This window comes from Methyloversatilis thermotolerans (assembly GCF_000372885.1).
In the GTDB taxonomy this organism is placed as follows: Bacteria; Pseudomonadota; Gammaproteobacteria; order Burkholderiales; family Rhodocyclaceae; genus Methyloversatilis; species Methyloversatilis thermotolerans.
In genome coordinates this window covers 2257679-2284333 of the sequence record NZ_KB889967.1, presented here as the reverse complement: position 1 = coordinate 2284333, position 26655 = coordinate 2257679, and the positions used below count along the sequence as shown (strand labels likewise).

Here is a 26655-nt window from a genome sequence, read left to right as displayed (position 1 = left end):
CATCGCGGTGCGCACGTGCCTGTCATAGACACCGTTCTGCTTCCGCCGGGGCCGGACTTTTTCGCCGGGTTCGCCCGTCTGTTGATCGGTCGCCACGGCGATGCCCTGCGCGCATGCGATCTGGTGCTGCCTTCCTTCGCGCTCGCCGGACGCGTGCGTGCCGCGCTGCTCGCCCATGCCGGCACGGCAGTGTTCATGCCGCGACTGCTTACCGAAGCGACCCTTGCCGCGCGTTGGTCGGGCGATGTCGACGTCGATCCTCGGGCGCGTCGTCTGCTTTCCCTGGTCGACATGCTCAGACGGCAGGGCTGGCTCGGCAATGCCGACCTGTGGACGATTGCCCGCGAGCTGCTTGAACTGAGCGATGAACTGGCCGAGGTCGACCTCCCTGACGAGGATGAGCTTGCCGCCTTGTTTGCCCGCACGCACGCGCTGTCGGACTGTGGTGCGCTGTCGCTCGAAGCGCGGCTCGTGTCCGCCGTCTGGCAGAGCGATCGCATCGGCGCGCCGGGACACGCCCGGGCCCGCCAGCTCGCGCTGCTGCGCGCGGCCGCTTCGGCGACGCGGCCGCTGGTCGTGCTGCTCGACCGTCTCGCTCCGGTGCCGCGCTGGGTACTTTCCTGGGGCGAGCGGGCGGCGGTGACCGTGGTGCGCGCGCAGCGCCCGACACAGGGCACGCCGCTAGCGCGGGCGCTGCAGGCGGCGTGGCCGGTGGAAGGCGATGAAGCGCCGCCGCTGTTCCTGCGCCAGGTGGCAATGGGCGACATGCGCGAGCTGAGTCGCCGGGTACAGGTGTTCAGTGCCCAGTCGCTGGAACAGGAGGCGCGCCACGCGGCGGACTGCATTGCCGGCTGGCTGGTATCAGGCATGCGCGACATCGCCCTGGTGGCGGTGGATCGCGAGGCCGCCCGGCGCGCACGCGCGCTGCTGGAGCGACAACAGATACTGCTCGCCGACGAAACCGGCTGGAAGCTGTCGACCACGCGGGCTGCGGCGACGGTGGATGCCTTCCTGCAATGCCTTGCGTCCGATGGCTACTTCCGCGATCTGCTGGATCTGATCCGCTCCCCCTATATTGCGGGCGGGCTGGATGACGACGGTCATGCGCTGGCCATTCGTGCCATCGACGAGTGGGTGGTCGATGCCAATCATGTCGAGGGGCTGCATGCGCTGCTGGCCGATGCCTCCCGCGCACTGCCCGCAGGTCCGGCGGCCGGACTGATCCGTGCGCTCGCATCCGCGTTCGCGATGATGCCCACCGGGAAGGCCCCGGCCAGCTTCTGGACCGGCCGCCTGCTGGCCGCGCTCGATGCGCTGGGCGCGCGCGCCCGCCTGGCCGGCGATCTGGCTGGCGTTCAGGTGATCGCGCTGCTCGACACCCTGGTCGCCGACAGTGCGAACGTGGTCACTGCCTTCGAATTCGCGGAATGGCGGAAATGGCTGAACGCCGAGTTCGAACAGGCGCTGTTCCGCGATGACGAACTGGACAGCCCGGTGGTGCTGACCCATATCGCCGCAACGCGGCTTCGTCATTTCGATGCCGCCTACGTCATCGGCGCCGACAGCGATCATCTGTCGGCCGCGAGCCCGCGCGGCATCCTGGCACACGACGGCTTGCGCCGCGAACTGGGGCTGGCGGATGCCCGGGAGGCGGCGCGGCAACTGCAGGAGGATATTGCGTCGCTCGTGCTGTGTGCGGGCAGGGTCGTGTTCAGTTGGCAGGCGCAGCGCGATGGCGAAACCTGCCTGCCGGCGGCGGCGCTGCAGCGTCTCGACCGTGCCTGCGTGCGGTCGGGCCTGCCGTCCATCATGACGCCGGTACCGGTTCAGGCCGATCCTCCGGCGGCCGTCCTGCCGGCGTTCTCCGCCGCGCCCTCGCTGCCTGCAGAGCGCGTGCCGCAGCGCATTTCGGCCAGCGCGCTGGCCGATCTCGTCGCCTGCCCCTATCGCTATTTCGCGCGACGCGTGCTGCGTCTGGGGGTGCGCGACGAGGTCGAGGAAGTGCTTGGCAAGGGGCGCGTGGGCGAGCAGGTGCACGCGGTGCTGCATCGCTTCCACCGTGCGCACCCTCGATTGCAGGACGCGCCATTCGATGCGCTGGTTGACGACCTCGGGGCCGCGATCGCCGGATCTTTCGCGCAGGCGGTCGCCGCCAATTTCCAGGAGTACGCGTGGGCCGACCGCCTGCATCAGCGTGCAGCCGCCTACGTTCATTGGGCGCGCACGCGCGAGGCGGAAGGCTGGCAGTTCGAGGCCGGCGAAAGTGATCGCGAGCGCGCGCTGACGCTGTCTGACGGCGCATCCCTGGTGCTGCATGGCCGGATCGATCGCATCGACCGATCGGCGGGCGGTCACGCGCTGATCGATTACAAGCTGCGCAACGCCAAGGCAGTCCGCGCTTCGCTGGAATCGGACGAGGACACCCAGCTTGCGTTCTATACCTTGCTGCACGATGAGGACGTGGTCAGCGCCGCCTATGTCGCGCTGGACGAGGACAGTCCGATCGACGTTGCGCACCCGGCGCCGGTCGATGCCGCGGTTGTGCTTGGCGGCTTGCTCGACGACATGTTCGTCGCGCTGCGCGCCGGCGCCGCACTGCCGGCGCACGGCGATGCCGCTGCGTGCAGCCATTGCCAGATGCGCGGCCTGTGCAGGAAGGACTGGCGCTCATGAGCGACGCGCTCACCGCACTCGACCCCGGGCGCAGCGTCGTGATCGAGGCCTGCGCGGGAAGCGGCAAGACCTGGACCCTGGTGTCGCGCATCATCCGTCTGCTGCTGGCCGGCACCCAGCCGGGCGATATCCTGGCCATCACCTACACGCGCAAGGCGGCGCGCGAGATCGAAGAGCGGCTGCAAGGCTGGCTCGGCATGCTTGCCGTGGCGGATGACGATGCGGTCCGTCACTTCCTGTGCGAGCGTGGGCTGCATGCCGACGACGAAATGCTGATGCAGGCGCGCGCACTGTTCGAACGCCTGCTGTCGGCCCGGCCTGGCCTCACCATCAACACCTTCCACGGGTGGTTTTCGTCGCTGCTGTCGGCTGCGCCGCTCAGCGCCGGGCTGGGGGGGCTGCAACTTGCGGAGCGCACGGCGCGACTGCGCGACCAGGCGTGGCGCGTGCTGACGCGTCGCGCGGGCGCACGACCAGAGGGCGATCTGGCGCAGTCGCTGCGCTGGCTTTTTGCCTATGCGGGGCTTACGGGCGCGCGCGAAACGGCCGACGTGCTGATCGACCGTCGTGCCGAGTGGGAGGCGTGGAAGGCCGCCTGCGGCGGCGGCATGGAGGGTGTGCAGGCACACTTGCGGGCTTTCTTCGGAGGCGACGCGGAAGACCCGGTCCTTGCGCTGGCGGCCGATGGTCCGGTACGCGAAGCCGTCGCTGATCTGGCGCGCCTGCTCGGACAGGGAACCGATGCCCAGCAGAAGAAGGCGCATGCCTTGCTCGAGGCGTCCGCAGATCGCGACGCGCCGCGCTATCTGGCTCTGCTGCGATCCGCGCTGCTGACCCAGGCCGGCGTGCCCGTTGCATTCAAGCCCGGCCGGTCGCTCGAGAAGCGGGGCGTCGCCGAGCGCGCGCAGAGCCTGTTCTCCCAGGTCGTGTCGCGCCTCGACCAATGCATGCGGGCGTGTGCGGATCGCCACGCGTGGGCCGTCAACGTCCACGGACTGATGGTCGCCGAGGCCATGCTGGATGCCTATGACCAGGTCAAGCGGGCGGCCGGAGTGCTGGATTTCGGCGATCTCGAATGGCATGCGTCGCAACTGCTGGCCGATGCGCAGACCGGGCCGTTCATCCAGGCGCGCCTGGACGCACGCTACCGGCACGTGCTGCTGGATGAGTTCCAGGACACCAATCCCTTGCAATGGCAGGTGCTGATGCACTGGCTCGATGCCTACGCCCCGGACCAGGTCCAGCCCACGCTGTTCGTGGTCGGCGATCCCAAACAGTCCATCTACCGTTTCCGCCGCGCCGATCCGCGCATCTTCGCCCACGCGCGCGAAGCTTTCGGCCAGCGCTTCGGCGCTGCCGACATCCGGCGCAACGAAACCCGGCGCAGCAGCCCGGCCGTGGTGTCTCTGGTGAATGCTTTGTTCGGCCAGCTGGAAACATTCGAAGGATTCTCCGCGCACCACACGACGCAGCACGATCTGCCCGGCCGGGTCGAGGTGTTGCCGCCATTCGGCCATGATGCCCCGCCTGAGGACGCCGCGGCGCCGTCGGGTTTGCGCAATCCGCTGCTCGTTCCGCGCGCCGCGATCGAGGATGTGCGGCGCACGAACGAAGCGGACGCTCTGTGCAGGCGTTTGCGGGACATGGCGGGCAGACTGTGCGTACGTGATCCGCACACTGGCGAGGACAGGCCTGCTCGCTATGGGGACATGATGATCCTGTTGCGTCGGCGGACCGGCCTCGCCGTGTACGAAGCCGCCTTGCGTGCGCACGGAATCCCTTACTTCGGCGCCAGCCGCGGGCGTCTGCTGGAAACGCTGGAGGCGGCGGATCTGCGTGCGCTGCTCGGATTCCTCGCTGCGCCGGCCGATGCGCTGGCGCTGGCGCATGTGCTGCGCAGCCCCCTGTTCGCATTCACCGACGCCCATTTGCTGTTGCTCACGGAAGAGGGCGTCGAGCCCTGGGACGCGTTGCGTCGAGCGGACGCGGATGCAGCGCCGGAGTTGCGACGCGCCGCGACCTTGCTCGACGGGTGGCGGCTCGCCTCGGCACATTTGCCGGTGCATGATCTGCTCGATCGCATCCTGCACGAAGGCGATCTGCTCGCGCGCTATGCCGGTCGCGTTGATGAGCTGGCGTGGCCGGGGGTGCGCGCAAACATCGAAGCCTTCATGGAACTTGCCTTGCGCGTGGACAGCGGGCGCTATCCCAGCCTGCCGCGTTTCCTCGATGAGCTGGAACGGCTGCGCGTCGAACAGGACGAATCGCCGGACGAAGGACTCATTCTCGGCGACGACCCGAGCCGGGGACGAGTGCGCGTGCTGACGGTGCACGCCGCGAAAGGCCTGGAAGCGCCCATCGTGTGGCTGGCCGATGCCGCCGCGAAGCCGCGTGGCGACACTGGCGCACGCGTCGTGCTTTCCTGGCCGCCCGGGCAATCCGCACCCGAACATCTTTCCATCCTGTTGCGCAAGGAGGACCGGGGTTCGGTGCGTGAAGGTCTGCTCGCCGGCAGCGAGGCCGCCGCCGCACGCGAGGATGCCAATCTGCTCTATGTGGCGGTGACCCGCGCCCGCCAGTGCCTGTTCGTCAGCGGCGTCGAGCCGGCACGCGGCCGGCTCGACGATACCTGGCTTGAACGCGCCCGCAGCGCGGTGCAGTCCATCCCGAACGCCGTGCAGGATGACGCAGGCGGCTGCAGTACGTCGTTCGGTGAATTGTGCTGGACGGAGGATGCCGGCGCGTGCCAGCCTCCGCCCCTGTCGCGGGTCGAGCCGGTTGCACCGCCGGTTGGTGCGCGACGTGCCAGACAGACGATGAACGATGCCCAGATCTGGGGCAGCGGTCTGCATGCATGGCTGGAAGCGCTGACCAATGGCGAGCCTGCGCCGCCGCGACCGGCGGGTCTCGATGCGAGGCAGTGGAACGAACTCGAGGGCGCTGCGCGGATGCTGATCGCACGTCCCCCATTGCGCCGGTTCTTCGATCCGGCTCTTTACCGGCAAGCGCAGAACGAAGTCGAGTTCGTGCTGACCGATGGCCGGATCGGGCGCATGGACCGGCTGGTCGAGTTCGACGAGGACATCTGGATCATCGATTACAAGAGCGGATTCAGCGAATCCTTTGCGGACGGCTATGTCGAACAGATGAGGGGCTATGCGGACGCGGTGTCACAACTGTTGCCCGGAAAACCGGTGCGGGCGGCATTGCTGGGTCCCGATGGTGAGTTGCGTCAGATCGTCTAGCCACCCGTCGTGTGCTCGACGGGCATTTGGCGGGCCCGGTGGCAGGGAAGACACGGTGAGGGCTTCCCGCTGGTTCAACCGGCGTGCTGCGCTTCACGCGCAACGCTTTGCGCGCCACCGGTATTTGACTACCATCCAGCGCGAGGGCGCCCCTGCGCGCACGCTTTTACGGCAGAAGGGAGTCGTGATGCAAGTACATGAAATCCTGCGGATCAAGGGCACGGTGCTGTATACCGTTGCGCCGCAGCAGAATCTGGGCAATGCGGTTGTCACGATGACCGATCTGGACGTGGGTTCGCTTGTCGTGATGGAAAGCGGTCACATGGTCGGGCTGCTCAGTTTTCGTGAGGTGTTGCGGGCGGTGAGGGGGACGGGCGCCAACTGGCAGGCATTGTCGGTCGCCGATGTCATGCAGCGCGATCCGCAGACTGCGCATCCGGACATGGAGGTCGACGAGTTGCGGCGCCTCATGCTCGAGAACCGCTGCCGCTACCTTCCCATCATGGAAGGCGACACGCTGATGGGTGTGCTGTCCTTCCACGATGTCGCGCGTGCCATGCTCGAGGAACAGAGCTTCGAGAACCGCATGTTGAAGAGCTATATCCGTGACTGGCCGATGGACGACACGTCCGGCTGAGACACCGGCCGGACGAATTGCGGCGCCCCCGTTTTCCGGACCGGTTGTCGCCGCAGTGCGTGCCCGGCTGTGACCCATGTGTGAGGAGGCGGTATGGAGAAGGTGTGGCTCAGAAGCTACCCCGAAGGAGTGCCGGCCGAGATCGATCCCTCGGAATTCATGTCGATCGGTGAGGTGTTCGAACGCAGTTGCAGGGAATTCGCCACACGGGATGCCTTCGTCTGCATGGGCAAGGCACTTTCGTTTGCCGAACTGGACCGGCTGAGTGCCGCCTTCGGCGCACATCTGCAATCGGGACTCGGCCTGGCGCCCGGTACGCGCATAGCACTGATGATGCCGAATGTCCTGCAGTATCCGATCGCCATGTTCGGCGCGCTGCGTGCAGGCTATACCATCGTGAACTGCAATCCCCTGTATACGCCGCGGGAGCTCGAGCACCAGCTCAACGACAGCGGGGCGGAAGTCATCGTTGTCCTGGAGAATTTCGCCTCCACACTGCAGCGCGTGATTGCGCGCACTTCAGTGCGGCACGTCATTGTCACCGCGATAGGCGATCTGCTCGATGTACCCAAGGGCTGGCTGGTGAACTTCGTCGTGAGGCATGTCAAGAAGATGGTGCCTTCCTTCGATCTGCCGGATGCGCGCCGCTTCAACGACGTGCTGAAGCTGGGGCGTGGCGCGGGCCTCAACCCGGTCAGCGTGGTGCCCGAGGACATCGCCTTCCTGCAGTACACCGGAGGGACGACCGGCGTGGCCAAAGGGGCGATGCTCACGCATCGGAACATCGTGTCCAACATGATGCAGGCCCACGTCTGGATCCGCCCCTTCCTGAAGGGGGAGCAGGTCGTGATCACGGCGTTGCCGCTGTATCACATCTTTGCGCTCACCGCGAATTGCCTGGTGTTCTTCCAGCTCGGGGCGACCAATGTCCTGATCACCAATCCCAGGGATATTTCCGGATTCGTGAAGGAACTGGCCAAATACCGCTTCACCGTGATGACCGGTGTCAATACGCTGTTCAATGCCCTTTTGAACAATCCGGATTTCGCGAATCTCGATTTTTCCGCCCTGAAGGTTTCCCTGGGTGGTGGAATGGCAGTGCAGCGCGCGGTCGCGGATCGCTGGATGCGTGTGACCGGACAGCCGTTGATTGAAGCCTATGGCTTGACTGAAACCTCGCCAGCGGTATGTATCAACCGCCCCGATGAAACGTCGTTCACGGGGTCCATCGGGCTGCCGATTCCCTCGACTGAAATATCCATCCGCGACGATTCGGGCAACGAGCTCGGGATCGGTGATACAGGGGAATTGTGCGTGCGCGGGCCGCAGGTGATGAAGGGGTATTTCCGGCGTCCGGTGGAGACGGCGGAGATCACGACAGACGATGGATTCCTGCGAACCGGAGACATCGCGTCTGTCGACGAGCGAGGTTATGTCAAACTGGTCGACCGCAAGAAGGACATGATTCTGGTGTCCGGCTTCAACGTCTATCCCAATGAGGTCGAGGAGGTCATCGCAAGCTGCCCCGGAGTGCTCGAATGCTGTGCCATCGGGCTTCCGGACGAGCGTTCGGGGGAGGTGGTCAAGGTGTTCGTGGTGGCTCGGGATGCCAGCATCACCGAGCAGCAGGTGATCGAACACTGTCGCGGTCAGCTCACCTCGTACAAGATTCCGAAAAGTGTGGAATTCAGGAAAGAATTGCCCAAGACCAATGTCGGCAAGATCCTGCGCCGCGCATTGAAGGAAGAGGTGCGTAAATCCTGAGTACGCGATAGGGCGACAGAAAAGGCATATTGCGTTGCCTTTTCTGTCGCTGCTTATGCCGCGCTTTCCGTCGTGAATCAGGACACCCGGGCAGCCGCCAGCTCATCTGCGCTCATGGCCACCAGCCAACCGGGCTTGCGGCCAGCAGCGCCTACGTCCTTGATTTCTCCGGTAGCCGGATTGCGATACTTTCCAGGAGCGATCTTCAACTTGTTCGCGGAAGGGCCGCGTCCGCTCTTCCTGCCGGACATACCGGGCAGTCCGATATCGGATGCGGTGAGATTGTATTTTTTTACTTTCCCGCGGACATCGGCAATCACGGCGTCAAGTTCGGCACGGCGGGCGACTTCTGCCTGTTGCTGAAGCTCGGCGATCTTTGCCATCAATTCATCATAACTTTGACCGGACATTCCTGTGTCTCCATGTTCAGGGTTGGAAAATCATAAATGGAGAATTGCGAGCAGTAAATCAATTTCCGGAATTTCGTTGCCGGGCGGGCTTAATTTGCGCGCTAAACGAACCGTTAACGACGAAGTGCTCTGCCCGGCCACGGAGCACGCGTTGGAGTGGCTTGACGTGGGTCAAGGCTCCGGCCGGCGCGAGACATTAAGCTCCCGCCCCGATTATGCGTACGTGCGCCCGGCTGGGTGGGCTGTGCTATTTCAATGTAGGAGCAGGTAAAAATGAAAAGTGAAGCAACGGGGTCCGTCCAGGGCACCTACGACTACAGGGTCGTGAGGCAGTTCGCCATCATGACCGTGGTCTGGGGCATCGTGGGCATGCTGATGGGTGTGGTCATCGCTGCGCAGCTCGTCTGGCCGCAGCTCAACTTCGCCGAATGGTTCCATTTCGGACGTCTTCGCCCGCTCCACACCAATGCGGTGATCTTCGCATTCGGTGGCTGTGCGCTGATGGCGACCTCCTTCTTCGTTGTGCAGCGCACCTGCCACACCCGGCTGTTCGCTCCGTGGCTTGCTGAATTCGTTTTCTGGGGCTGGCAGCTTGTCATCGTTGCCGCCGCAATCACGCTGCCGCTCGGTATCACTTCGGGCAAGGAATATGCCGAGCTCGAGTGGCCGATCGACGTGCTGATCACCCTGGTGTGGGTTGCCTATGCCGTGGTGTTCTTCGGCACCATCGCCAAGCGCCGGACTTCGCACATCTACGTGGCCAACTGGTTCTACGGTGGCTTCATCCTTGCGGTCGCGCTGCTGCACGTGGTCAATAGCGCCGCCATTCCCGCAGGATTCTGGAAGTCTTACTCCGCCTATGCCGGCGTGCAGGATGCCATGGTGCAGTGGTGGTACGGTCACAATGCCGTGGGCTTTTTCCTGACCGCAGGCTTCCTCGGCATGATGTATTACTTCGTGCCCAAGCAGGCGGAACGCCCGGTGTATTCCTACCGGCTGTCGGTGGTGCACTTCTGGGCCCTCATCTTCACCTATATGTGGGCGGGTCCGCACCACCTGCATTACACCGCGCTGCCCGACTGGACGCAGTCGCTGGGCATGGTGTTCTCGCTCATCCTGCTGGCACCGAGCTGGGGCGGCATGATCAACGGCATCATGACCCTGTCGGGCGCATGGCACAAACTTCGCACCGACCCCATCCTCAAGTTCCTGATCACTTCGCTGTCCTTCTACGGCATGTCGACCTTCGAAGGTCCGATGATGGCGATCAAGACGGTGAATGCGCTTTCGCACTACACCGACTGGACCGTCGGCCACGTGCATTCCGGTGCGCTGGGCTGGGTGGCGATGATTTCCATCGGCTCGATCTACTACCTGATCCCGCGTCTGTTCGGCCAGGAACGCATGTATTCGGTCAAGGCGATCAACCTGCATTTCTGGATGGCCACCCTCGGTGTTGTGCTCTACATCGCGTCCATGTGGATCGCCGGCGTGATGCAAGGCCTGATGTGGCGCGCGATCAACGACGACGGCACGCTCACCTACACCTTCGTCGAAGCGGTCAAGGCCAGCTATCCGTTCTGGTTCATCCGGTTCGTGGGCGGTCTGCTCTATCTGTCCGGCATGTTCGTGATGGCCTGGAACGTCTGGAAGACGATTGCCAACAACAAGCCCTACAACGCCCCTGTTCTCGAACCGGCTGCCGCGCACGCCTGATAACTGGAGAAAGACATCATGGCTGCATCCAAGCACGAACTGGTCGAACGCAATATCGGCCTGCTGGCCATCCTGACCTTCATCACCATTGCCATCGGTGGTCTGGTCGAGATCGTCCCGCTGTTCTTCCAGCATTCGACGACCGAGCCGGTCAAGGGGGTCGAGCCGTACAGCCCTCTGCGACTGGCTGGCCGCGACATCTATGTCCGCGAGGGCTGCTACAACTGCCATTCGCAGATGATCCGTCCGTTCCGCGCCGAAACCGAGCGCTACGGCCACTACTCCGTTGCGGGCGAGTTCGTCTATGACCGCCCGTTCCAGTGGGGCTCCAAGCGTACCGGTCCGGACCTGGCGCGTGTCGGTGGTCGCTATTCCGACGAGTGGCACCGCGTGCACCTGATCAATCCGCGCGACGTGGTGCCGGAATCGAACATGCCGGCTTTCCCGTGGCTCGATCGCCCGGTCGACGGCAGCACCATCGAGCAGCGCATGCGTGCGCTGACGCTGGTCGGCACCCCCTACACCGAGGAGCAGATCAAGGGCGCAGCCGAAGAGCTCAAGGGCAAGACCGAGCTTGAGGCCCTGATCGCCTATCTGCAAGGCCTCGGGACGGCGATCAAGCGTGTGAATTGAGCGGGAGTTCCCTGCATGGACCTGGACATCAACACATTGCGCTCGATCGTGACGGTGGTGGGCTTCATCTGCTTCATCGCCATCGTGATCGTGGCCTGGCGCCCGAGTGCGCAGCGTGCCCATCAGGAAGCGGCCATGCTGCCCTTCCTCGATGACGATCGCGCCCGCCCTGAGAACGGAGAACACAAGTGAGCGACTTCATCAACAATTTCTGGAACATGTACGTGGTGGTGCTGGTAGTTGCCAGCCTGCTGTTCTGTGCATTCATCGTGCTCTCGAACCGCAGCGCACGCCCCAAGGGGCCGGTCGAACTGCACGGCCACCAGTGGGATGAAACCCTGGCCGAATGGAACAATCCGCTGCCGCGCTGGTGGGTGTGGCTGTTCTGGATCACCATCATTTTCTCGGTGATCTATCTGGTGGCCTATCCGGGCCTGGGCAGCCTGGGCAACGCGCTGGGCTGGTCGGCTACCGGCGCCTACGACAAGGAGGTTGCGACCGCCGAGGCCAAGGTGGCACCGCTGTTCGATCGTTACGCCGCCATGGATATCAAGCAGGTCGCTGCGGATCCCGAAGCGCGCGCGATGGGCGAGCGCCTGTTCCTGAACAACTGCGCTGTCTGCCATGGCACCGATGCGCGCGGCTCGCGTGGTTTCCCCAACCTCACCGACAAGGACTGGCTGTACGGCGGTGAGCCGGAAACCATCGTGGCCACGCTCACCAACGGACGCAACGGCGCCATGCCGGCCTTCGGCGGTGCGCTGGACAGCGAACAGGTGCGTGACGTCGCCAATTACGTACGTTCGCTGTCCGGCCTGGCGGCGGACAGCATCCGGGTGCAGCGCGGCAAGACCCTCTTCGCCACCAACTGTGTCGCCTGCCACGGTCCGGAAGGCAAGGGTAACCAGCTCATGGGGGCGCCCAACCTGACAGATGGCATCTGGCTGTACGGCAGCACCGAGCCCATCATCGTGCAGACGATCACCAAGGGACGCGCCGGCCACATGCCCGCACACGAAGAACTGCTCGGCGAGAAGAAGATCCATCTGCTGGCGGCCTATGTGTGGGGTCTTTCCAACAAGGGTGACGGAGCCAAGTAAATGTCCTCTCACCCCTCCCCAGTCGATGCCGGATCGGGCGGCGATGCTCCGCAGGCCAGGGTGATCCCGATAGCCCAGGCCGACAGCGACGAGGGAGGGCTCTACGCGGCGCGCAAGAAGATCCAGCCGCGCGCGATCAAGGGGCGCTTCAACACACTGCGGTGGGCCATGGTGTGGATCACGCAGCTGGTGTTCTACGGTCTGGCCTGGCTGCCGTGGAACGACCGCCAGGCGGTGCTGTTCCACCTGGTGGAACGCAAGTTCTACATTTTCGGGCTCATCCTGTGGCCGCAGGATGTGCTCTACCTCACCTTGCTCCTCATCATCAGTGCGCTCGGATTGTTCCTGGTCACCGCGGTTGCCGGGCGCGTCTGGTGCGGTTACGCCTGTCCGCAGTCGGTCTATACCGAAATCTTCATGTGGATAGAGCGCAAGATCGAAGGCGATCGCGCTGCGCGCATGAAGCTCGACGCCACACCTCTGGGCGTGCGCAAGCTCGCGCTGCGCGGCGCGAAGTACGGCGCGTGGGCGGCGCTCGCGCTATGGACCGGCTTCACCTTTGTCGGCTACTTCACGCCGATACGCGAACTGGCCGGCGAGGTGGCGAAATGGAGCCTGGGGCCGTGGGAAACCTTCTGGATGTTCTTCTACGCCGCCTTCACCTACATGTTCGCCGGCCATATGCGCGAACAGGTGTGCAAGTACATGTGCCCGTACGCGCGCTTCCAGAGCGTCATGTTCGACCCGGACACCCTGGTGGTGAGCTACGACTACAACCGTGGCGAGCCCCGTGGCAACAAGAAGCGTGCCAAGGACGGCCAGGCGGTCGGGGACTGCGTGGATTGCGACTGGTGCGTGCAGGTCTGTCCGACCGGCATCGATATCCGCAAGGGGCTGCAATACGAATGCATAGGCTGTGCGCTGTGCATCGATGCCTGTGACCAGGTGATGGACAAGCTTGGCCGGCCGCGCGGCCTGATCGCCTACACGACCGAGCGTACATTGCTCGACAAGAAGCCGGCGCACGAAGGCTGGCGCGAGGTTCTTGCCCACATCCTGCGCCCGCGTGTCATCCTTTATTGCAGTCTGCTCGCGCTCATCGTATCCGGATTCGCGTGGTCGCTGTTTACCCGTACACCGGTCAAGATGAATGTGTTGCGCGACCGGGCGACCCTGGCGCGGGAGGTCGAGGGCGGCCGGATCGAGAATGCCTATCGCGTGCGCATCATGAATACATCCGAGCACGCGCAGCGCTTCACGGTAACGCTGGAGGGACTGGATGGGGCCGAACTGGTCGGGTTGCGCGATATCGAGGTGGAAGCTTCCGGTTCGCGCGACGTTCCGGTTCAGGTGCAGATCGATGCTGGCGCTCTGGAGCCCGGCGCCCACGAAATCACATTCAATCTGCAGGCAATCGATGCGCCCGACGTCCGGGTGAAGGAGAAGACATCCTTCCTGCAGCCGAGGTAAGACATGCAGAAGGAAGGACCGAGCGTCCAGCCGTGGTACCGCCACCGCTGGCCCTGGATACTGATGGCAGGCCCGTTCATCGTGGTCGTTGCCGGCATCGTGACGGCCTGGCTTGCGATACGCAGCAACGATGCGCTGGTGGCCGATGACTATTACAAGCAGGGGCTGTCCATCAACCGGACGCTGGAACGCGAACGGCGGGCCGAAATGCTCGGGCTCGAGGTGACGTTGTCGGCGGTGCCGGAAGCAAATGATGCAACGCGTCTTGATGTCGTTCTGAAAGCGCGCGATGCTGCAGACCTGCCAACCCGGATCAGGATGTTGCTGGCTCATCCGACGCGGGGAGATCTCGATCGCGAGCTGCTGCTCGATGGTCAGGCAGGACATTACGGCGGTGTGGTCCGGGCTTTGCAGGCCACCCACTGGAAAGTCCTGATAGAAGATGAGGCACGAAGCTGGCGTGTGCAGGAGTCGCTGACCGTGGAGACCAAAGATGGTGGCCAACGATGACGGGCTTGAACTGCTTGAAACCCGCCGGGTACCGGGGCGTTACGAACGGCTGTTCGCAGTCGTGTCGTGGCCCTCGTTCCTGATTGCGGCGGTCGCGGAAATCGTCTTTTTCTGTCTGATCAATCCGCGCGAACTGTATCTGCTCGGGGAGCCGGCCCACTTTTCTGTGGTGGCCACCTACTCGATAGGGTTCTTCGGCTTCTGGTGCGTGGCCGGTGCGTCCAGCCTGCTCACCGCATGGCTGGCCGACCGATTGCCCTGAGCCAGCTCGTCGCAGCGCCGGGGCAGGCGGGGACCTCGGGCCGGCGTCGCGGGCGAACGATCAGCGCATGAAAAAGGGAGCCCGTGAGCTCCCTTTCGGCCGACGCGTACCGCGTGTCCCGGTTCAGCGGACGACCAGCACCGGTATCTTGGAATTCGACAGCACCTTCTGGGTGACGCTGCCAAGCAACAGGCTGGCCAGCCCGCGCCGGCTGTGCGACGCCATGAAAATCACGTCGGCACTGCGGCTCAGGGCGATTTCGATGATGGCTTTGTGTGGCTCGTCGTTGGTGACGGCTACGGTATCCACCGGTACGCCCTCTGCGCCGGCCTCGGCACGTGCCGCCTGCAGGATGCGGTCCGCGTGAGTACGCATCGCGTCGGTGAAATCGTTTGGCGCGATCGGGTCGATGTTTTCCTCGTCGTCCTCGCTGTGCAGCATGGAAACGTGATAGTCCTTCATCACGAACAGGAAGGTGACGCGGCCCTTGACATCCTTGGCAAAGCACACGGCGTGCTTGACAGCCGTCCTGGAAAGCTCCGAACCATCGATGGGTACCAGTACGTGGCGAAACATCCTTGACTCCTTCTCGTTGTTATCGACCGCTACCGCCACGGTAACGGCCTGGCTCAACTGTTCCGAAACTGCGTCCATGCAGATTCTATCGGCTATCCGTACATTATTTTGAGCGTCGAACCGCCATTTGGTTTGATCCAAGTAAAAAGCCGGAAGTGCGGAGCACTTCCGGCTTCTCGGGTGCGGCGGATGCGAATCAGATCGCGTAAGTCTTGAGACGCATCGAGAAATCCTGAAGTTGCTTGATGCCGCTTGATTCAGCCCGTGCGCACCAGTCCTGCAACTGTTTGAGCAACTGTTCGCTGGAGGCGGTGGAGCGTGCCCACAGGGAAATCAGCTCCTGACGCATCGCGTGCACGGTGGCCAGTCGGCTGCTGTGAGCGAGCACCGATTCCATTTCCGCGTCATCGCCCGCAGGCTGCGCATTTTCGCCGCGTGTCAGCCAGCGCTTGAAGCGGCTGAAGCGGTCGCCATCGGCCAGCGCTGCATGGGTCTTGCGCAGCTTCTCGACTTCTTCCGCATAGATCGAACGCAGTGACTTCATGTAGCGGGTCATCACGTCGTAGCGGTGGGTAATGATGGCTTCCAGCGTGTGCGTGTCAATCACGTTGCGTGCTTCGAAGCGCGGCTGCGGGATGGTCTTCTTGGCCTTGGCCAGCCCCAGCATTTCAAGGATGCGGATATACATCCAGCCGATATCGAATTCGTACCACTTCGATGACAGTTTGGCCGAAGTCGCGAAGGCATGGTGATTGTTGTGAAGCTCCTCGCCGCCGATGATGATGCCCCACGGCACGAGGTTGGTGGCCGCATCCGAGCAGTCGTAATTGCGATAGCCCCAGTAGTGACCGACGCCATTGACGATGCCGGCGGCCCAGAACGGGATCCACGCCATCTGTACCGCCCAGATGGTCAGACCTATCGGTCCGAACAGCAGCAGGTTCACGATCAGCATGATGCGTATGCCCAGACCGGAACGCGGCGTATACACATTGCGCTCCATCCAGTCGTCCGGCGTACCGTGGCCGTAGCGCTTCAGCGTTTCCTCGTTCTTCGCTTCACTCCGGTAAAGTTCGGCACCTTCCGACACCACCTTCTTCAGTCCGAGCACCTGAGGGCTGTGCGGATCTTCCGGCGTTTCGCACTTGGCGTGGTGCTTGCGATGGATCGCCGCCCACTCCTTGGTCACCATGCCTGTCGTCATCCACAGCCAGAAGCGGAAGAAATGGCTGGGGATGGGGTGCAGTTCGAGCGCCCGGTGCGCCTGATGGCGATGCAGATAGATCGTGACCGCCGCGATCGTGATGTGCGTCATGACCAGGGTGACGACGATATAGCCCCACCAGGGCAGGTCGATAAGACCAGTCAACATTAAGGATATTCCTTGGGACACGAAGTGAAGTAACGGATTCTACGCGACCGCGGCTAGCGGTCAATTTGCGCAGCGTCAAGGCCCGGCGTCACACGCTGGAGCCGCGGGTGGAGGGTTCAATAAACGTATCTCGCGTTGCGGGAAGGGAATTTCAATCCCCTCCTCGCGAAAGCGCCGCAATATCTCGAGCTGGACTGCCGAGCGGATGGCCAGGGTACCGTTCTCGGGGTCGGTGATCCAGACGCCCAGTTCGAGATTGATGCCTGAATCCCCGAAAGAGTGGAGAAAGGCCTTGGGCACCGGTTCGGGGCGCACCCGCTCGTGCGCGTGTGCACATTCCTCGATGATGGCCAGCGCGCGTTCCACATCTGTCGAGTAAGCGACCTGCACGGTCATCGCCAGTCTGACTTCGCGATCTGACAAGCCCTCGTTCTGTACGACCGAGCTGACCAGGGTTTCGTTCGGCACGATGGACTGTATGCCCGAAGGGCTGCGCAGGACGGTGTAACGCGTGGTGATCTGCTGCACCTGACCGCGTTCGCCGGCCACCGAAATGAGGTCGCCGATGCGGATGGAACGGTCGAGCAGGATGATGAAGCCCGACACGTAATTGGCCATGATCTTCTGCAGGCCGAAGCCCAGCCCCACACCCAGCGCACCGCCGAATACCGACAGTGCGGTGAGGTCTATGCCGACCAGCGGCAGCGTGACCATCAGCGCAAGGAATACAAGGGCCACCTTGGACAGCCGCGCCAGCACGATGCGCAGATTGCTGTCCATCGGTGCGCGCATCAGTTTGCGCTCGACCGAGGCCGACAGCCATATCGCCACGGTCAGGGTAACCATGACCCACGCGCCGCCCTGGAGCAGCGCCCACACCGACAGTTTCTGCTTGCCCAGTGCCACCTGCTGGTGATCCAGCCATTCGATCACCTCGGGCAGGATGTCCAGTGCGTGCAGCGCCCACGCGGTCCAGATGGTGAGGCCGATGAGGAATTCGAAGGTGCTCAGCCAGCCCGCCGGCGAAAACACCTGACGCAGGGCGAATACGATCATGCGTATCACGCCCATGGCGAACAGCATGGCGATCACCAGATGCATCAGCACCGGTCTTTCGTGGGTCGCGGTGTAGATCGCGCTGCCCAGGGACAGCAGTGCGATGCCGGTGAGCGGGAACAGCAGGCGCTGCAGACCATCCACGCCCAGCCGGGCCGCGGTGCCGAGCGAACTGGCGCCAGCGCTGCTGCGCTGGCGCCGTTTCAGATGGCGGGATAGACCTCCTGCCGCGAGCAGGATGAGCGCAATGATCGCCAGCTCGATGCGCGTGCTGTCCAGCGACAGCATGTGCAGCAATGCATCGAATGGAATACCGGTCATGGCCTTGCCGGTTCCTGTGCCCGGGTCTGGACGACCGCATCGGCGAAGCTGACCGACTGTGCGCGATGTCTTTTCCAGTTGTCGAGATAGCTCCGGGCGAGTGCGCGGTGGCCGGTCAGGATCAGCACGTTTTCCGCGTTTTCCGACTTGCCCGAGTGGCTGAAGTTGTACGAGCCGGTCACCACGACGGGCTCCTTGCCATCCGGGTCAATGATCATCACCTTGCTGTGGGCGGCCGCATGGTTGCCATCCAGCCACAGGGCGATGCCGTTGCCGGCGGCGCGCGGCAAGGCGCTGCGTTCGTCCTTGAGCACCTTGTCCCGGTCCGCCACCACCTCGACCCGCACGCCGCGTTCCGCTGCCGCGATCAGGGTTTTCACGATGTTGCGGCTGGTGAGCGTGTAGGCCTGGACATAGATCGCCTGGCGCGCGCCGTCGATCTGGTCCATCACCAGCCTCTCCACATCGTCCCAGGGCGCGAAGCCGACTTCCACGCGGCCTTCCGCCGGCAGGTTTGCGCCGGCGAACGCGGGCGCGGGCAGCGCGATGAGCAGTGTTCCGATCAGGCCGCAGAGCGGGCCGCGCAGGCGTGAAATCACGAAGGTTCTCCTTGTTTACCGGGAATGACGCGTTCGAGCACCGCGGCATAGAAACCATCCGTACCATGCTGGTCGGGACGCAGTTCCAGGTCGACGCCGGTATCGAGTTCGACGCGCGCGGCGGCCAGCAGGGCATTTGCCGGTTGTCTGACGAAGTCGGTGTGGCGCTCCAGGAAGTCATCGACGATGGCCCGGTTTTCCTCGTCCAGCAGACTGCACGTGGCATAGACCAGCCGGCCGCCAGGCTTTACCAGCCGCGCGGCCGCGGCCAGTATCGATGCCTGCTTGGCGCGCAGCTCGTCGACCGCTGCCGGCGTCTGTCGCCATTTCAGGTCGGGGTTGCGGCGCAGGGTGCCGAGGCCGGAGCAGGGCGCATCGACCAGTACCCGATCAATCTTCCCCGCCAGCCGCTTCACCTTGATATCGGTTTCGCTGTCTATCAGCACCGGGTGCACGTTCGACAGTCCGGACCGCGCGACCCGCGGGCGCATCTTGAGCAGGCGTTTTTCCGATACGTCGAAGGCGTAGAGGCGACCGGTCGACCGCATCATCGCGCCGAGGGCCAGTGTCTTGCCGCCTGCGCCGGCGCAGAAATCGACCACCATTTCGCCGCGCTTGGGCGCCAGCAGCAGTGCGAGCAACTGACTGCCTTCGTCCTGCACTTCGACGATGCCCTTTTCGTACAGCGGGTTCTTCGTCAGCGCCGGGCGCTCGGCCAGACGCAGCGCCCACGGCGACCAGCGACCGGCTTCTGCCGTGATGCCGTTGTTGGCCAGCGTGGCGGCAACGGCCTCGCGATCGCTTTTCATCAGGTTCACGCGCAGATCCAGCGGCGCTTGCTGGTTGAGTGCGCGTGCCAGCGACAGAAGCGAGGCTTCGTCCATGCGTGCCGACAGCCGCTCGATCACCCAGTCGGGCAGATCGGTGCGTTCTCCCAGGGACAGTTCGTCCGCGCGGCTCGGTGGCAGGCTCTCCAGCCACTGTGCCTCATTGCGCGACACCGCGGGAGCGAGCTGTTTCAGCCCCAGCCCTTCGATGCGGGCGAGCGCCGCGATGAGCAGCTTGCGCGGCCCGGCATTCTGGCCGGCGATGGCGCGCAGCCAGCGCAGCCGGCGCAGCACCAGATAGGCGTGCTCCGCTATGAAGGCGCGGTCGCGCGACTGCAGTGCGCGCTGTTCCCGGAAATAGGCCGACAGGACGCCATCGGCAGGGTATTCGAAGCGCAGCAGCCGGGCCAGTACGTCGGCCGTGGCATCGATCAGTTTGTCGGTGGGTTTCATCGCAGGAATATGGGAACGTCGGAATCGAAAGCCGGCGGCGCAGCGCGTTCGCCGGCTGGCGCAGATGCGCGTGTGTCCTGCGCGCTCAGGGTCTGGCCGGCAAAGGACATCCGGCGGATGCGTTGATCATAGGTTTCGCCCTTGCGGTCGGTAAACAGGATGCGCACCGGCAGCCAGCGCAGATTGGGCGCCAGCCAGACGTCGACCTGGTTGTCGCCGGGCAGTGCGCGCACATGAATGTGCTTGACCAGCAGCCGACCAAGGCCGGTTTCCAGGCTGGACAGCTCGTCGTCCGGTACGAACCAGCGTGGTGCGCTGCGGCGGCCGTTGGCGACTGCGAAGTCGAATTCGCCGCCTTCCTGGGCGCGCCAGATGATTTCCAGCCACAGGCTCACCATGTCCTGTGTCGCCGGCGCGAGTTCGTCGCTGCTGAGCCGGTCGCCGCTGCGCAGGGACAAGCGACCCGCGTCGCGGTCGAATATCACCTCTTCCGGCGGTGGTTTGGCCTGGCTCGCGGTCTGCACATAACGTTGCGGCTGAATGCCCCGGGCGTCCAGCATGCCTTCGCTGCGCTGCTCGATGCGCAGCGGTTTCAGCAGGCCGGCGAGACCGGTCGTTTCGGTCACCGTGTCGATGCGGTAGCGGCTGCCGTCATGGGCCCACTGGTAGTGGGTCCGTCCCAGGTGCAGGGAGCCGTTCCGATAGACATCGAATTCGAGTTCGGCCTCGCCGATCAGCGCATTCAGGGGCGACAGTTGCTCCGCATTGTCCATGACCGGCCCGTCCTTGGGGCGATCGGTGATGTCTCCATCCCGCTCGATGCGCGCCGCGGCCTGCATCCGACCGTCGTTCTCGTTCGTCGTGCTCGCTTCTCCCTCGGGCGGAACCGACGCCTGCTCGATCGCCGTGCCGGAGCGGGGAACGGTCGGCGCCGGAAGCGTTGTCGCCGGTGGCGTGCGAACCGGCCTCTCCTGCTTCGCTACCGGCACCGGCTTTGCCTCAGGCGCGGGCGGTTGCGCCGGTGGCGGCCTTGGCGCGGGCGGAGGGGGAAGCAGTACTGCGGTAATGGGTTCCACCGGCATCATGTCGCGTACGTGGTCAAAGCGCGCCAGGCCACCGAGAAGCAGTGCGTGCAGCAGCAGGGACAGCAGCAGGGCCGCCATGAGGCGGCCGCGCGTGAGCCGCTCAGACATCCGTCGCCGGTACGCGCAGCGCGGCCGATGAGGGCGTCGCTTCGCCGTGCAGATGGACGCGGCCGTCGCGCAGGGCGAGCCTTTCGTCGATGAACCAGCGTACGACCTGAGGATAGAGGATGTGCTCCTGGGCGAGCACGCGTGCCGCCAGCGCGTCCTCCGTGTCGTCCTGCAGCACCGGCACCGCGGCCTGCGCAATGATGGGACCGCCATCCAGTTCGCCGGTGACGAAATGCACCGTCGCACCGGCCAGGCGGCAGCCGGCCTCGATCGCGCGTCGATGCGTATGCAGGCCGGTGAACGCGGGCAGCAGCGACGGGTGGATGTTGATCATGCGGCCGCGGTAATGATCGACGAATTCCGGCGTCAGGATGCGCATGAAGCCCGCGAGCACGACCAGATCCGGCGCATGGCGGTCGATTTCGCGCGCCAGCGCGCGGTCGAAATGGGCGCGATCCGGGAATGCCATGTGGTCGACGACGGCGGTCGCTATGCCGCGTTCGCGTGCATGGGCCAGACCCGCCGCGTCCGGACGGTTGCTGATCACGGCGCGGATGTCCGCGGACAGTCCGGCGTCGACGATGGAGCGCATATTGCTGCCACGTCCGGATATCAGGATGACCAGGGATTTCATACGATAGGGTGTTGTGCCGACAAGCGGCTCGACCCCGGATTATCGCCCAGGACGCCTGCCGGCGTATCAACGGACAGGCAGGAACACGGCAGTGGCCAGCGACTGGAAGATGCGCGTGACCACGCGGCGGTTCTTGTCGGCAACGATCTGCGAACTCATGTCCAGCATGCTGATCATCTTGCCGATCTCGCGCTCGAAACTGAGGTTGCGTGTGCCGTCGGCCGTGATCTCGTTGGACAGCAGCAGCGGCTGCCCGATGGCATCCCTGGACTGTGCCAGTTTCCAGGCGGCAATCTCGATATTGCGCGCGCAGTTCGACAGTGCCTGCGGATCCAGCTCGTCCATGATGAACAGTTCGCTGCGATCGCCCCAGGCGGTCTGGATCATGCCGCCCATGCCGACGATGAGGGCGGCGACCCGATCGCCGGAAAATTCCGGTGCGAACGCCATGCGCATCACGTCGATGTCGCGCCGGCCGTCGAATTCCTTCAGCCGCCAGTCGTGTTCGGCCGAGAAGATCCGGGCCAGGGCCGCTTCGCGGCTTGCCAGGCCCACGTGCTTCCATTCCCTCGGATTGCGGCGATAGAGCTTGTCGGCGAGTCGTTCGAGAGTGACAAAAATTTCCCGGTGATGAGCTTCCAGCACGCGGTCGATGTCACTTTTAACAATCTGTTTAGGATGCATGGAATCGGCCACAGGAGCCGGTTTGTGGCCGTTGCCGGCACAGGCTGTGACCAAATTGGCTATCGCAGCGCAGCACAGGGCGCGCAGAATCGGCAGGCAGGCTGACCGGGCATCCATGTCCGACAGCGTACGCCATGGCGCCCGCTTTGTGTGAGCGCAATGGCATGTCGACCAATCCGTTGCGCAGGGGCCTCTGCAATGAAGATGGAACCGCTCGAATGCGTGCGTGCACCCGGTGTCCGGGCCGGCAGCCTGCGCTTCGGCCGGCTTCTGCGCAGCCTCACCCGTGTCGAGCGCGGCGGTGTGCTGATCTGTGGCGGGCTGGGCGTGCAGTGCGACGCGCTTGCGATGGCGCTCGCCCGCCTGCGCGACCAGCCTTTGCTGCGCCTCGACCTGGAAGCGGCAAACGATGCCGCACTGAGCGCTGAACATTGGCGCCCGTCGCTGGAACAGGCGCGCCAGCATTCAGCCTTGCTGTACGTGCACCTCGATGAGGCGGCGGCCGCCCTCTTCAGCCCGGGTGCCCGGCAGGCGGCCAACCACTGTGCAGAACACCTGCTGACCGACGTCGAGCGTGCCGGGGTGGTCGTGGTGCTGGCGGGTGCGACGCGCTACGGCGTCGCGCTTGAGGCCTGCTGGCCGCGCATCAGGCTGCCTGATCCGGAGCGCCGAATTTCGCCTTCACCCAGGCCACTGCCAGTGGCGCAAGTGAAATCGCGATGATGGCCAGGATGACCAGGGTCAGGTTCTGCTTCACCCAGGGCAGGTTGCCGAACCAGTAGCCAGCCAGCGTCAGCGACACCACCCAGATCACCGCGCCGCTCACGTTGAACAGCGCGAAGCGCGGGTAGCTCATCTGCGCCACGCCGGCGACGAAGGGGGCAAAGGTGCGGATGAGCGGCATGAAGCGCGCGATGATGACCGTCTTGCCGCCGTGCTTCTCGTAGAACGCGTGTGTGCGTTCGAACGCGGCACGGTTGAAGAAGCGCGAATCCTCCCAGCGGAACACCTTGGGCCCGAACCAGGCCCCCACGCTGTAGTTCACCGCGTCGCCGAGCACCGCCGCGACGATGAGCAGCACGATGAGCAGTCCGATGTGCATGCCACCGGCCGCCGCCAGCGCGCCTGCGACGAACAGCAGCGAATCGCCGGGCAGGAAGGGCGTGACCACCAGACCGGTTTCGCAGAACACGATGAGGAAGAGGATGGCGTACACCCACGCTCCATAGTTCTCGACCAGCATGGCGAGGTGGCGGTCGAGGTGCAGCAGGATGTCGATGAAGGTAGCGAGCAGTTCCATGGGGATGAGAAGCTTCGAGGACGGCCGATGATAGCGGATGCGCATGACGGGCCGTAGAATCGGGCGCTTTGGGCTGCTTCCCCCTCCGCTCCACCATGCCTTCCATCCGTCTGCTGCACGACCCGTTGATCAGCCAGATCGCCGCCGGCGAAGTTGTCGAGCGCCCGGCCTCCGTGTTGAAGGAATTGCTGGAAAACAGTCTTGATGCGGGCAGCCGCGACATTCGCGTGCAGCTCGAGGCCGGTGGCGTGAAGCGGCTGCGCGTGGCGGATGACGGTTGCGGCATGCCGCGCGAAGACCTTCCGCTCGCGCTGGCGCGGCATGCGACGTCGAAGATCGCGTCGCTCGACGATCTGGAATCGGTGTCGACCATGGGCTTCCGCGGCGAGGCGCTGGCGTCGATCGCCAGTGTGGCGCGGGTCACCGTCACCAGCCGTGAAGCGGGCAGCACGCATGCCTGGCGCATCGACCATGAAGGCAGGGTCGAACCCGCCGCGCTCGATGCCGGCACGGTGGTGGATGTCGCCGATCTGTACTACAACACGCCGGCACGCCGGAAGTTCCTGCGTACCGAACAGACCGAATACGGGCATTGTGACGACGTGTTCGGCCGCATCGCGCTGTCGATGCCTGCCGTGGCTTTCCAGCTCTCGCACAACGGCCGGCTCATGCAGCGGCTGCCGGCCACCGACATGGCGGGGCGCGTGCGGGCCTTGCTCGGCGATGAATTCATGCAGCACGCGCGCGTCGTCGATGCCGATGCGGGCGCGATCCGGGTGCGCGGCTTCGCGGCACAGCCCGCCTTTTCGCGCGCCGGGCGCGACGCCCAGTACTGTTTCGTCAATGGTCGTTTCGTGCGCGACCGGCTGCTCGCGCACGCTTTGCGCGAAGCTTACGCGGACGTGCTGCACGGCGCCCGCCATCCGGCGTACGTGGTGTTCATCGAGGTGGAGCCGCGCGCGGTCGACGTGAATGTGCATCCGGCCAAGACCGAGGTCAGATTCCGTGATTCACGCGCGGTGCATCAGTTCGTGTTCCATGCGGTCGAACGGGCGCTGGCACCGGCCGTGCAGGTGCCCGCGTCGCCAGCCGCCGATGCTGCGCCTGCGCAGCCGGGTATTGTCGCGTCGCCATGGCCGGCACGTCAGCAGGCGATGAATGTCGAGCAGCCCCTGGCCCGCTATTTCGATTTCGTGCGGCAGGACGCGGCCGCGCCCTCCGCGGCGGGCGCGGCGGTGATGCAGCGACCGGACCTGCCGGTGCAGGAGGAAGGTGCGCCGCCGCTGGGGTTCGCGATTGCCCAGTTGCATGGGGTGTATGTGCTGGCGCAGAACGCCGGCGGGCTGGTGCTGGTCGACATGCATGCCGCGCATGAGCGCATCCTGTACGAGCAGTTGAAGAAGTTGCTCGACGGCGAGCCCGCGGTGCAGCGACTGCTCATCCCGGCCGTGCTGGCGCTGGGCAGCGGCGAGGTCGCCACCGCGTTTGAGTACGCCGACGTGCTGGAAAAGCTTGGCTTCGACGTAGGCCAGGCCGGTCCGCAGGAATTGATGGTGCGCGCGGTGCCGGCACTGCTTGCGCGCGCCGATACCGGTGCGCTGCTGCGTGCCTTGCTGGAGGAACTGCGTGAGGCGCCCGCCAGCCAGGTGGTCGAACGCCGCCGCAATGAGCTGCTGGCCACCATGGCCTGCCACGGTGCAGTGCGGGCGAACCGGCTGCTGACCTTGCCGGAAATGAATGCGCTGCTGCGCGACATGGAAGCATGCGAGCGCGCCGATCAGTGCAATCACGGCCGGCCCACCTGGGTGCAACTGTCGATGGCCGAGCTGGATCGGCTGTTCATGCGTGGCCGATGAGCGGTCGCGCCTTCGCTCTGCTCGGGCCGACCGCCAGCGGCAAGACGGCGGCGGTCGAGCGCATTGCGCGCGCGCTGCCGGTCGAGGTGATCAGCGTCGACTCGGCGCTGGTGTTCCGCGACATGGACATCGGCACCGCCAAGCCGACGGCGGCGGAACGGGCGCTGTGTCCGCACCACTTGATAGACATCGTGTCGCCGGAGCAGGCCTATTCGGCCGCGCGCTTCGCCGAGGACGCGCGCCGCCTGATCGCGGACATCCTGGCGCGCGACCGCATTCCTCTGCTGGTGGGCGGCACCATGCTCTACATGAAGGCCCTGCGCGAAGGCTTGTCCGATCTGCCGGAGGCTGACGCCGGGTTGCGCGCGGACATCGACCGCCGTGCCGCGGAGCACGGTTGGCCGGCGGTGCACGCGCAACTGGCCGCGCTTGATCCCGATGCCGCGGCCCGGCTGGAGCCGAATGACGCGCAGCGGATACAGCGCGCGCTGGAAATCGTCATGCTCACTGGACGGCCGCTCGCCGAAAGCTATGCGCGGCGCGAAGCGGACAGTCCGCTGCCGCCGATGACCGTGCTGTCGCTGGAGCCGGCAGACCGTGCGTGGCTGCACGCGCGTATCGAGCGGCGTTTCGACCAGATGCTGGAACAAGGGCTGGTGGACGAGGTGCGCATGCTGCGCGAACGCTATCGCCTGGACGCCGGCATGCCGTCCATGCGTTGCGTCGGTTACCGCCAGGTGTGGGCCTATCTCGAAGGGCTGACCGACCCCTTGGTCATGCGCAACACCGGCATCTATGCGACGCGCCAACTCGCCAAGCGTCAGATCACCTGGCTGCGTTCGATGCCGATCGACGAAAGAGTGGACTGCATGCGTGCGGACGCGATGGACCGCCTGCTCGACCGGGTGGCTGGCGCAGGATGACGGCGCGCAGGCGAATTACAATGCGGGCCGATAGACAGTCCGGGTGGGCGACATGCTGAATCTGATGGCGGTGGGCGTGGGGGCGGCGGCAGGCGCCTGGCTGCGCTGGGGTCTTTCGCTCGCGCTGAATCCCCTGTTTGCGGGCTTCCCTCTGGGTACGCTGGCGGTGAATCTGATCGGCGGCCTGCTGATGGGGAGCGCGCTTGCCATGCTGCAGGCCTTCCCGGAACTGCCCGCGCATCTGCGACTGCTGCTCACTACCGGCTTCCTCGGCGGGCTCACCACCTTCTCCAGTTTTTCCGGCGAGGTGTTTGCACTGTTCGAAAGTGGCGAAACCGGCTGGGCGTTGCTGGCGGTGGCGGCCCACGTGCTCGGATCGCTGGCGATGACCGCGCTCGGCTGGTGGCTCTGGCATCGCCTTGCGGCCTGAGGCCGCCGGGC

General features: G+C 64.8%; 25 protein-coding genes. 15 read left to right on the top strand and 10 right to left on the bottom strand.

The features are described from left to right. Positions 1 to 15: 15 nt before the first annotated feature. The 4 genes from A3Q7_RS0110065 (at position 16) to A3Q7_RS0110050 (ending at position 8319) form a co-directional block, all read left to right on the top strand. Positions 16 to 2673, top strand: a complete 2658-nt coding sequence (locus A3Q7_RS0110065; protein WP_018411743.1) for a PD-(D/E)XK nuclease family protein — start codon at positions 16 to 18, stop codon at positions 2671 to 2673. After that, a complete protein-coding gene (locus tag A3Q7_RS0110060) occupies positions 2670 to 5918 on the top strand; it encodes a UvrD-helicase domain-containing protein (RefSeq protein WP_026224691.1) in 3249 nt (1082 codons plus the stop codon). The genes A3Q7_RS0110065 and A3Q7_RS0110060 overlap by 4 nt, the downstream gene beginning before the upstream one ends. Before the next feature lie 187 nt (positions 5919 to 6105). Continuing rightward, entirely contained in the window at positions 6106 to 6555 is a 450-nt protein-coding gene (locus tag A3Q7_RS0110055) for a CBS domain-containing protein (protein ID WP_018411741.1), read from the top strand. A 93-nt stretch (positions 6556 to 6648) separates the two neighbouring features. Further along, positions 6649 to 8319, top strand: a complete 1671-nt coding sequence (locus A3Q7_RS0110050) for a long-chain-fatty-acid--CoA ligase (RefSeq protein ID WP_018411740.1) — start codon at positions 6649 to 6651, stop codon at positions 8317 to 8319. A gap of 77 nt (positions 8320 to 8396) precedes the next feature. Here A3Q7_RS0110050 and A3Q7_RS0110045 read toward each other — a convergent pair whose 3' ends face one another. Further along, a complete protein-coding gene (locus tag A3Q7_RS0110045; RefSeq protein WP_018411739.1) occupies positions 8397 to 8729 on the bottom strand; it encodes an H-NS histone family protein in 333 nt (110 codons plus the stop codon). 273 nt (positions 8730 to 9002) lie between these two features. On the opposite strand from A3Q7_RS0110045, the gene ccoN reads away from it, so the two are divergent. Genes ccoN through A3Q7_RS0110010 form a run of 7 tightly spaced genes read left to right on the top strand, consistent with a single transcriptional unit; the run spans position 9003 to position 14420 of the window. After that, positions 9003 to 10445 (top strand): cytochrome-c oxidase, cbb3-type subunit I, encoded by a 1443-nt coding sequence (ccoN, locus tag A3Q7_RS0110040; protein ID WP_018411738.1) that lies wholly within the window; start codon positions 9003 to 9005, stop codon positions 10443 to 10445. A gap of 18 nt (positions 10446 to 10463) precedes the next feature. Further along, positions 10464 to 11078, top strand: a complete 615-nt coding sequence (gene ccoO / locus A3Q7_RS0110035; RefSeq protein ID WP_018411737.1) for a cytochrome-c oxidase, cbb3-type subunit II — start codon at positions 10464 to 10466, stop codon at positions 11076 to 11078. A 15-nt stretch (positions 11079 to 11093) separates the two neighbouring features. Beyond that, entirely contained in the window at positions 11094 to 11270 is a 177-nt protein-coding gene (locus tag A3Q7_RS0110030) for a cbb3-type cytochrome oxidase subunit 3 (RefSeq protein ID WP_018411736.1), read from the top strand. Next, entirely contained in the window at positions 11267 to 12178 is a 912-nt protein-coding gene (gene ccoP, locus A3Q7_RS0110025) for a cytochrome-c oxidase, cbb3-type subunit III (RefSeq protein WP_018411735.1), read from the top strand. The genes A3Q7_RS0110030 and ccoP overlap by 4 nt, the downstream gene beginning before the upstream one ends. Then, positions 12179 to 13648: a cytochrome c oxidase accessory protein CcoG gene (gene ccoG, locus A3Q7_RS0110020; RefSeq protein ID WP_018411734.1), complete on the top strand. Its 1470-nt coding sequence runs from the start codon at positions 12179 to 12181 to the stop codon at positions 13646 to 13648. It begins immediately after the preceding gene. 3 nt (positions 13649 to 13651) lie between these two features. Continuing rightward, positions 13652 to 14158 carry a FixH family protein gene (locus tag A3Q7_RS0110015; protein ID WP_018411733.1) on the top strand — a complete coding sequence of 169 codons (507 nt, stop codon included), beginning with the start codon at positions 13652 to 13654 and terminating at the stop codon, positions 14156 to 14158. Then, positions 14142 to 14420, top strand: coding sequence for a hypothetical protein (locus tag A3Q7_RS0110010; RefSeq protein ID WP_018411732.1), 279 nt, complete (start codon positions 14142 to 14144; stop codon positions 14418 to 14420). The genes A3Q7_RS0110015 and A3Q7_RS0110010 overlap by 17 nt, the downstream gene beginning before the upstream one ends. 123 nt (positions 14421 to 14543) lie before the next feature. On the opposite strand, the gene A3Q7_RS0110005 is transcribed toward A3Q7_RS0110010, so the two are convergent. The 8 genes from A3Q7_RS0110005 to A3Q7_RS0109970 all read right to left on the bottom strand — a co-directional run bounded on the left by A3Q7_RS0110005 (position 14544) and on the right by A3Q7_RS0109970 (position 22135). Continuing rightward, positions 14544 to 15074 carry a universal stress protein gene (locus A3Q7_RS0110005; protein WP_018411731.1) on the bottom strand — a complete coding sequence of 177 codons (531 nt, stop codon included), beginning with the start codon at positions 15072 to 15074 and terminating at the stop codon, positions 14544 to 14546. 118 nt (positions 15075 to 15192) lie between these two features. Further along, a complete protein-coding gene (locus tag A3Q7_RS0110000; protein ID WP_018411730.1) occupies positions 15193 to 16368 on the bottom strand; it encodes a DesA family fatty acid desaturase in 1176 nt (391 codons plus the stop codon). Positions 16369 to 16443: 75 nt separating this feature from the next. Beyond that, a complete protein-coding gene (locus A3Q7_RS19740) occupies positions 16444 to 17745 on the bottom strand; it encodes a mechanosensitive ion channel family protein (RefSeq protein ID WP_051079126.1) in 1302 nt (433 codons plus the stop codon). Continuing rightward, positions 17742 to 18344, bottom strand: a complete 603-nt coding sequence (locus tag A3Q7_RS0109990; RefSeq protein ID WP_018411728.1) for a phospholipase D family nuclease — start codon at positions 18342 to 18344, stop codon at positions 17742 to 17744. The genes A3Q7_RS19740 and A3Q7_RS0109990 overlap by 4 nt, the downstream gene beginning before the upstream one ends. Next, on the bottom strand, positions 18341 to 19624 hold the full coding sequence (locus A3Q7_RS0109985) for an RsmB/NOP family class I SAM-dependent RNA methyltransferase (protein WP_018411727.1): 1284 nt from the start codon (positions 19622 to 19624) through the stop codon (positions 18341 to 18343). Before A3Q7_RS0109985 ends, A3Q7_RS0109990 begins: the two co-directional genes overlap by 4 nt. Beyond that, the gene (locus A3Q7_RS0109980; RefSeq protein WP_018411726.1) at positions 19621 to 20817 is read right to left on the bottom strand and encodes a DUF3108 domain-containing protein; all 1197 of its coding nucleotides are present in this window, start codon (positions 20815 to 20817) and stop codon (positions 19621 to 19623) included. The genes A3Q7_RS0109985 and A3Q7_RS0109980 overlap by 4 nt, the downstream gene beginning before the upstream one ends. Beyond that, positions 20810 to 21451 carry a phosphoribosylglycinamide formyltransferase gene (gene purN / locus A3Q7_RS0109975; protein WP_018411725.1) on the bottom strand — a complete coding sequence of 214 codons (642 nt, stop codon included), beginning with the start codon at positions 21449 to 21451 and terminating at the stop codon, positions 20810 to 20812. The genes A3Q7_RS0109980 and purN overlap by 8 nt, the downstream gene beginning before the upstream one ends. Before the next feature lie 66 nt (positions 21452 to 21517). After that, positions 21518 to 22135: a hypothetical protein gene (locus tag A3Q7_RS0109970; protein WP_232417909.1), complete on the bottom strand. Its 618-nt coding sequence runs from the start codon at positions 22133 to 22135 to the stop codon at positions 21518 to 21520. 198 nt (positions 22136 to 22333) lie between these two features. Between A3Q7_RS0109970 and A3Q7_RS0109965 the strand changes: the two genes are divergently transcribed. Then, the gene (locus A3Q7_RS0109965) at positions 22334 to 22858 is read left to right on the top strand and encodes a hypothetical protein (protein ID WP_018411723.1); all 525 of its coding nucleotides are present in this window, start codon (positions 22334 to 22336) and stop codon (positions 22856 to 22858) included. Here A3Q7_RS0109965 and A3Q7_RS0109960 read toward each other — a convergent pair. Next, positions 22782 to 23435, bottom strand: coding sequence for a DedA family protein (locus A3Q7_RS0109960; protein WP_018411722.1), 654 nt, complete (start codon positions 23433 to 23435; stop codon positions 22782 to 22784). The two genes, A3Q7_RS0109965 and A3Q7_RS0109960, sit on opposite strands and share 77 nt — an antisense overlap. Before the next feature lie 95 nt (positions 23436 to 23530). On the opposite strand from A3Q7_RS0109960, the gene mutL reads away from it, so the two are divergent. From mutL to crcB, 3 genes are read left to right on the top strand one after another with little or no spacing between them, the layout of a single operon-like run. Beyond that, positions 23531 to 25291, top strand: a complete 1761-nt coding sequence (gene mutL, locus A3Q7_RS0109955; protein WP_018411721.1) for a DNA mismatch repair endonuclease MutL — start codon at positions 23531 to 23533, stop codon at positions 25289 to 25291. Further along, positions 25288 to 26214 (top strand): tRNA (adenosine(37)-N6)-dimethylallyltransferase MiaA, encoded by a 927-nt coding sequence (miaA, locus tag A3Q7_RS0109950; RefSeq protein ID WP_018411720.1) that lies wholly within the window; start codon positions 25288 to 25290, stop codon positions 26212 to 26214. The genes mutL and miaA overlap by 4 nt, the downstream gene beginning before the upstream one ends. A gap of 52 nt (positions 26215 to 26266) precedes the next feature. After that, a complete protein-coding gene (gene crcB, locus A3Q7_RS0109945; protein WP_026224686.1) occupies positions 26267 to 26644 on the top strand; it encodes a fluoride efflux transporter CrcB in 378 nt (125 codons plus the stop codon). Positions 26645 to 26655: the final 11 nt, after the last annotated feature.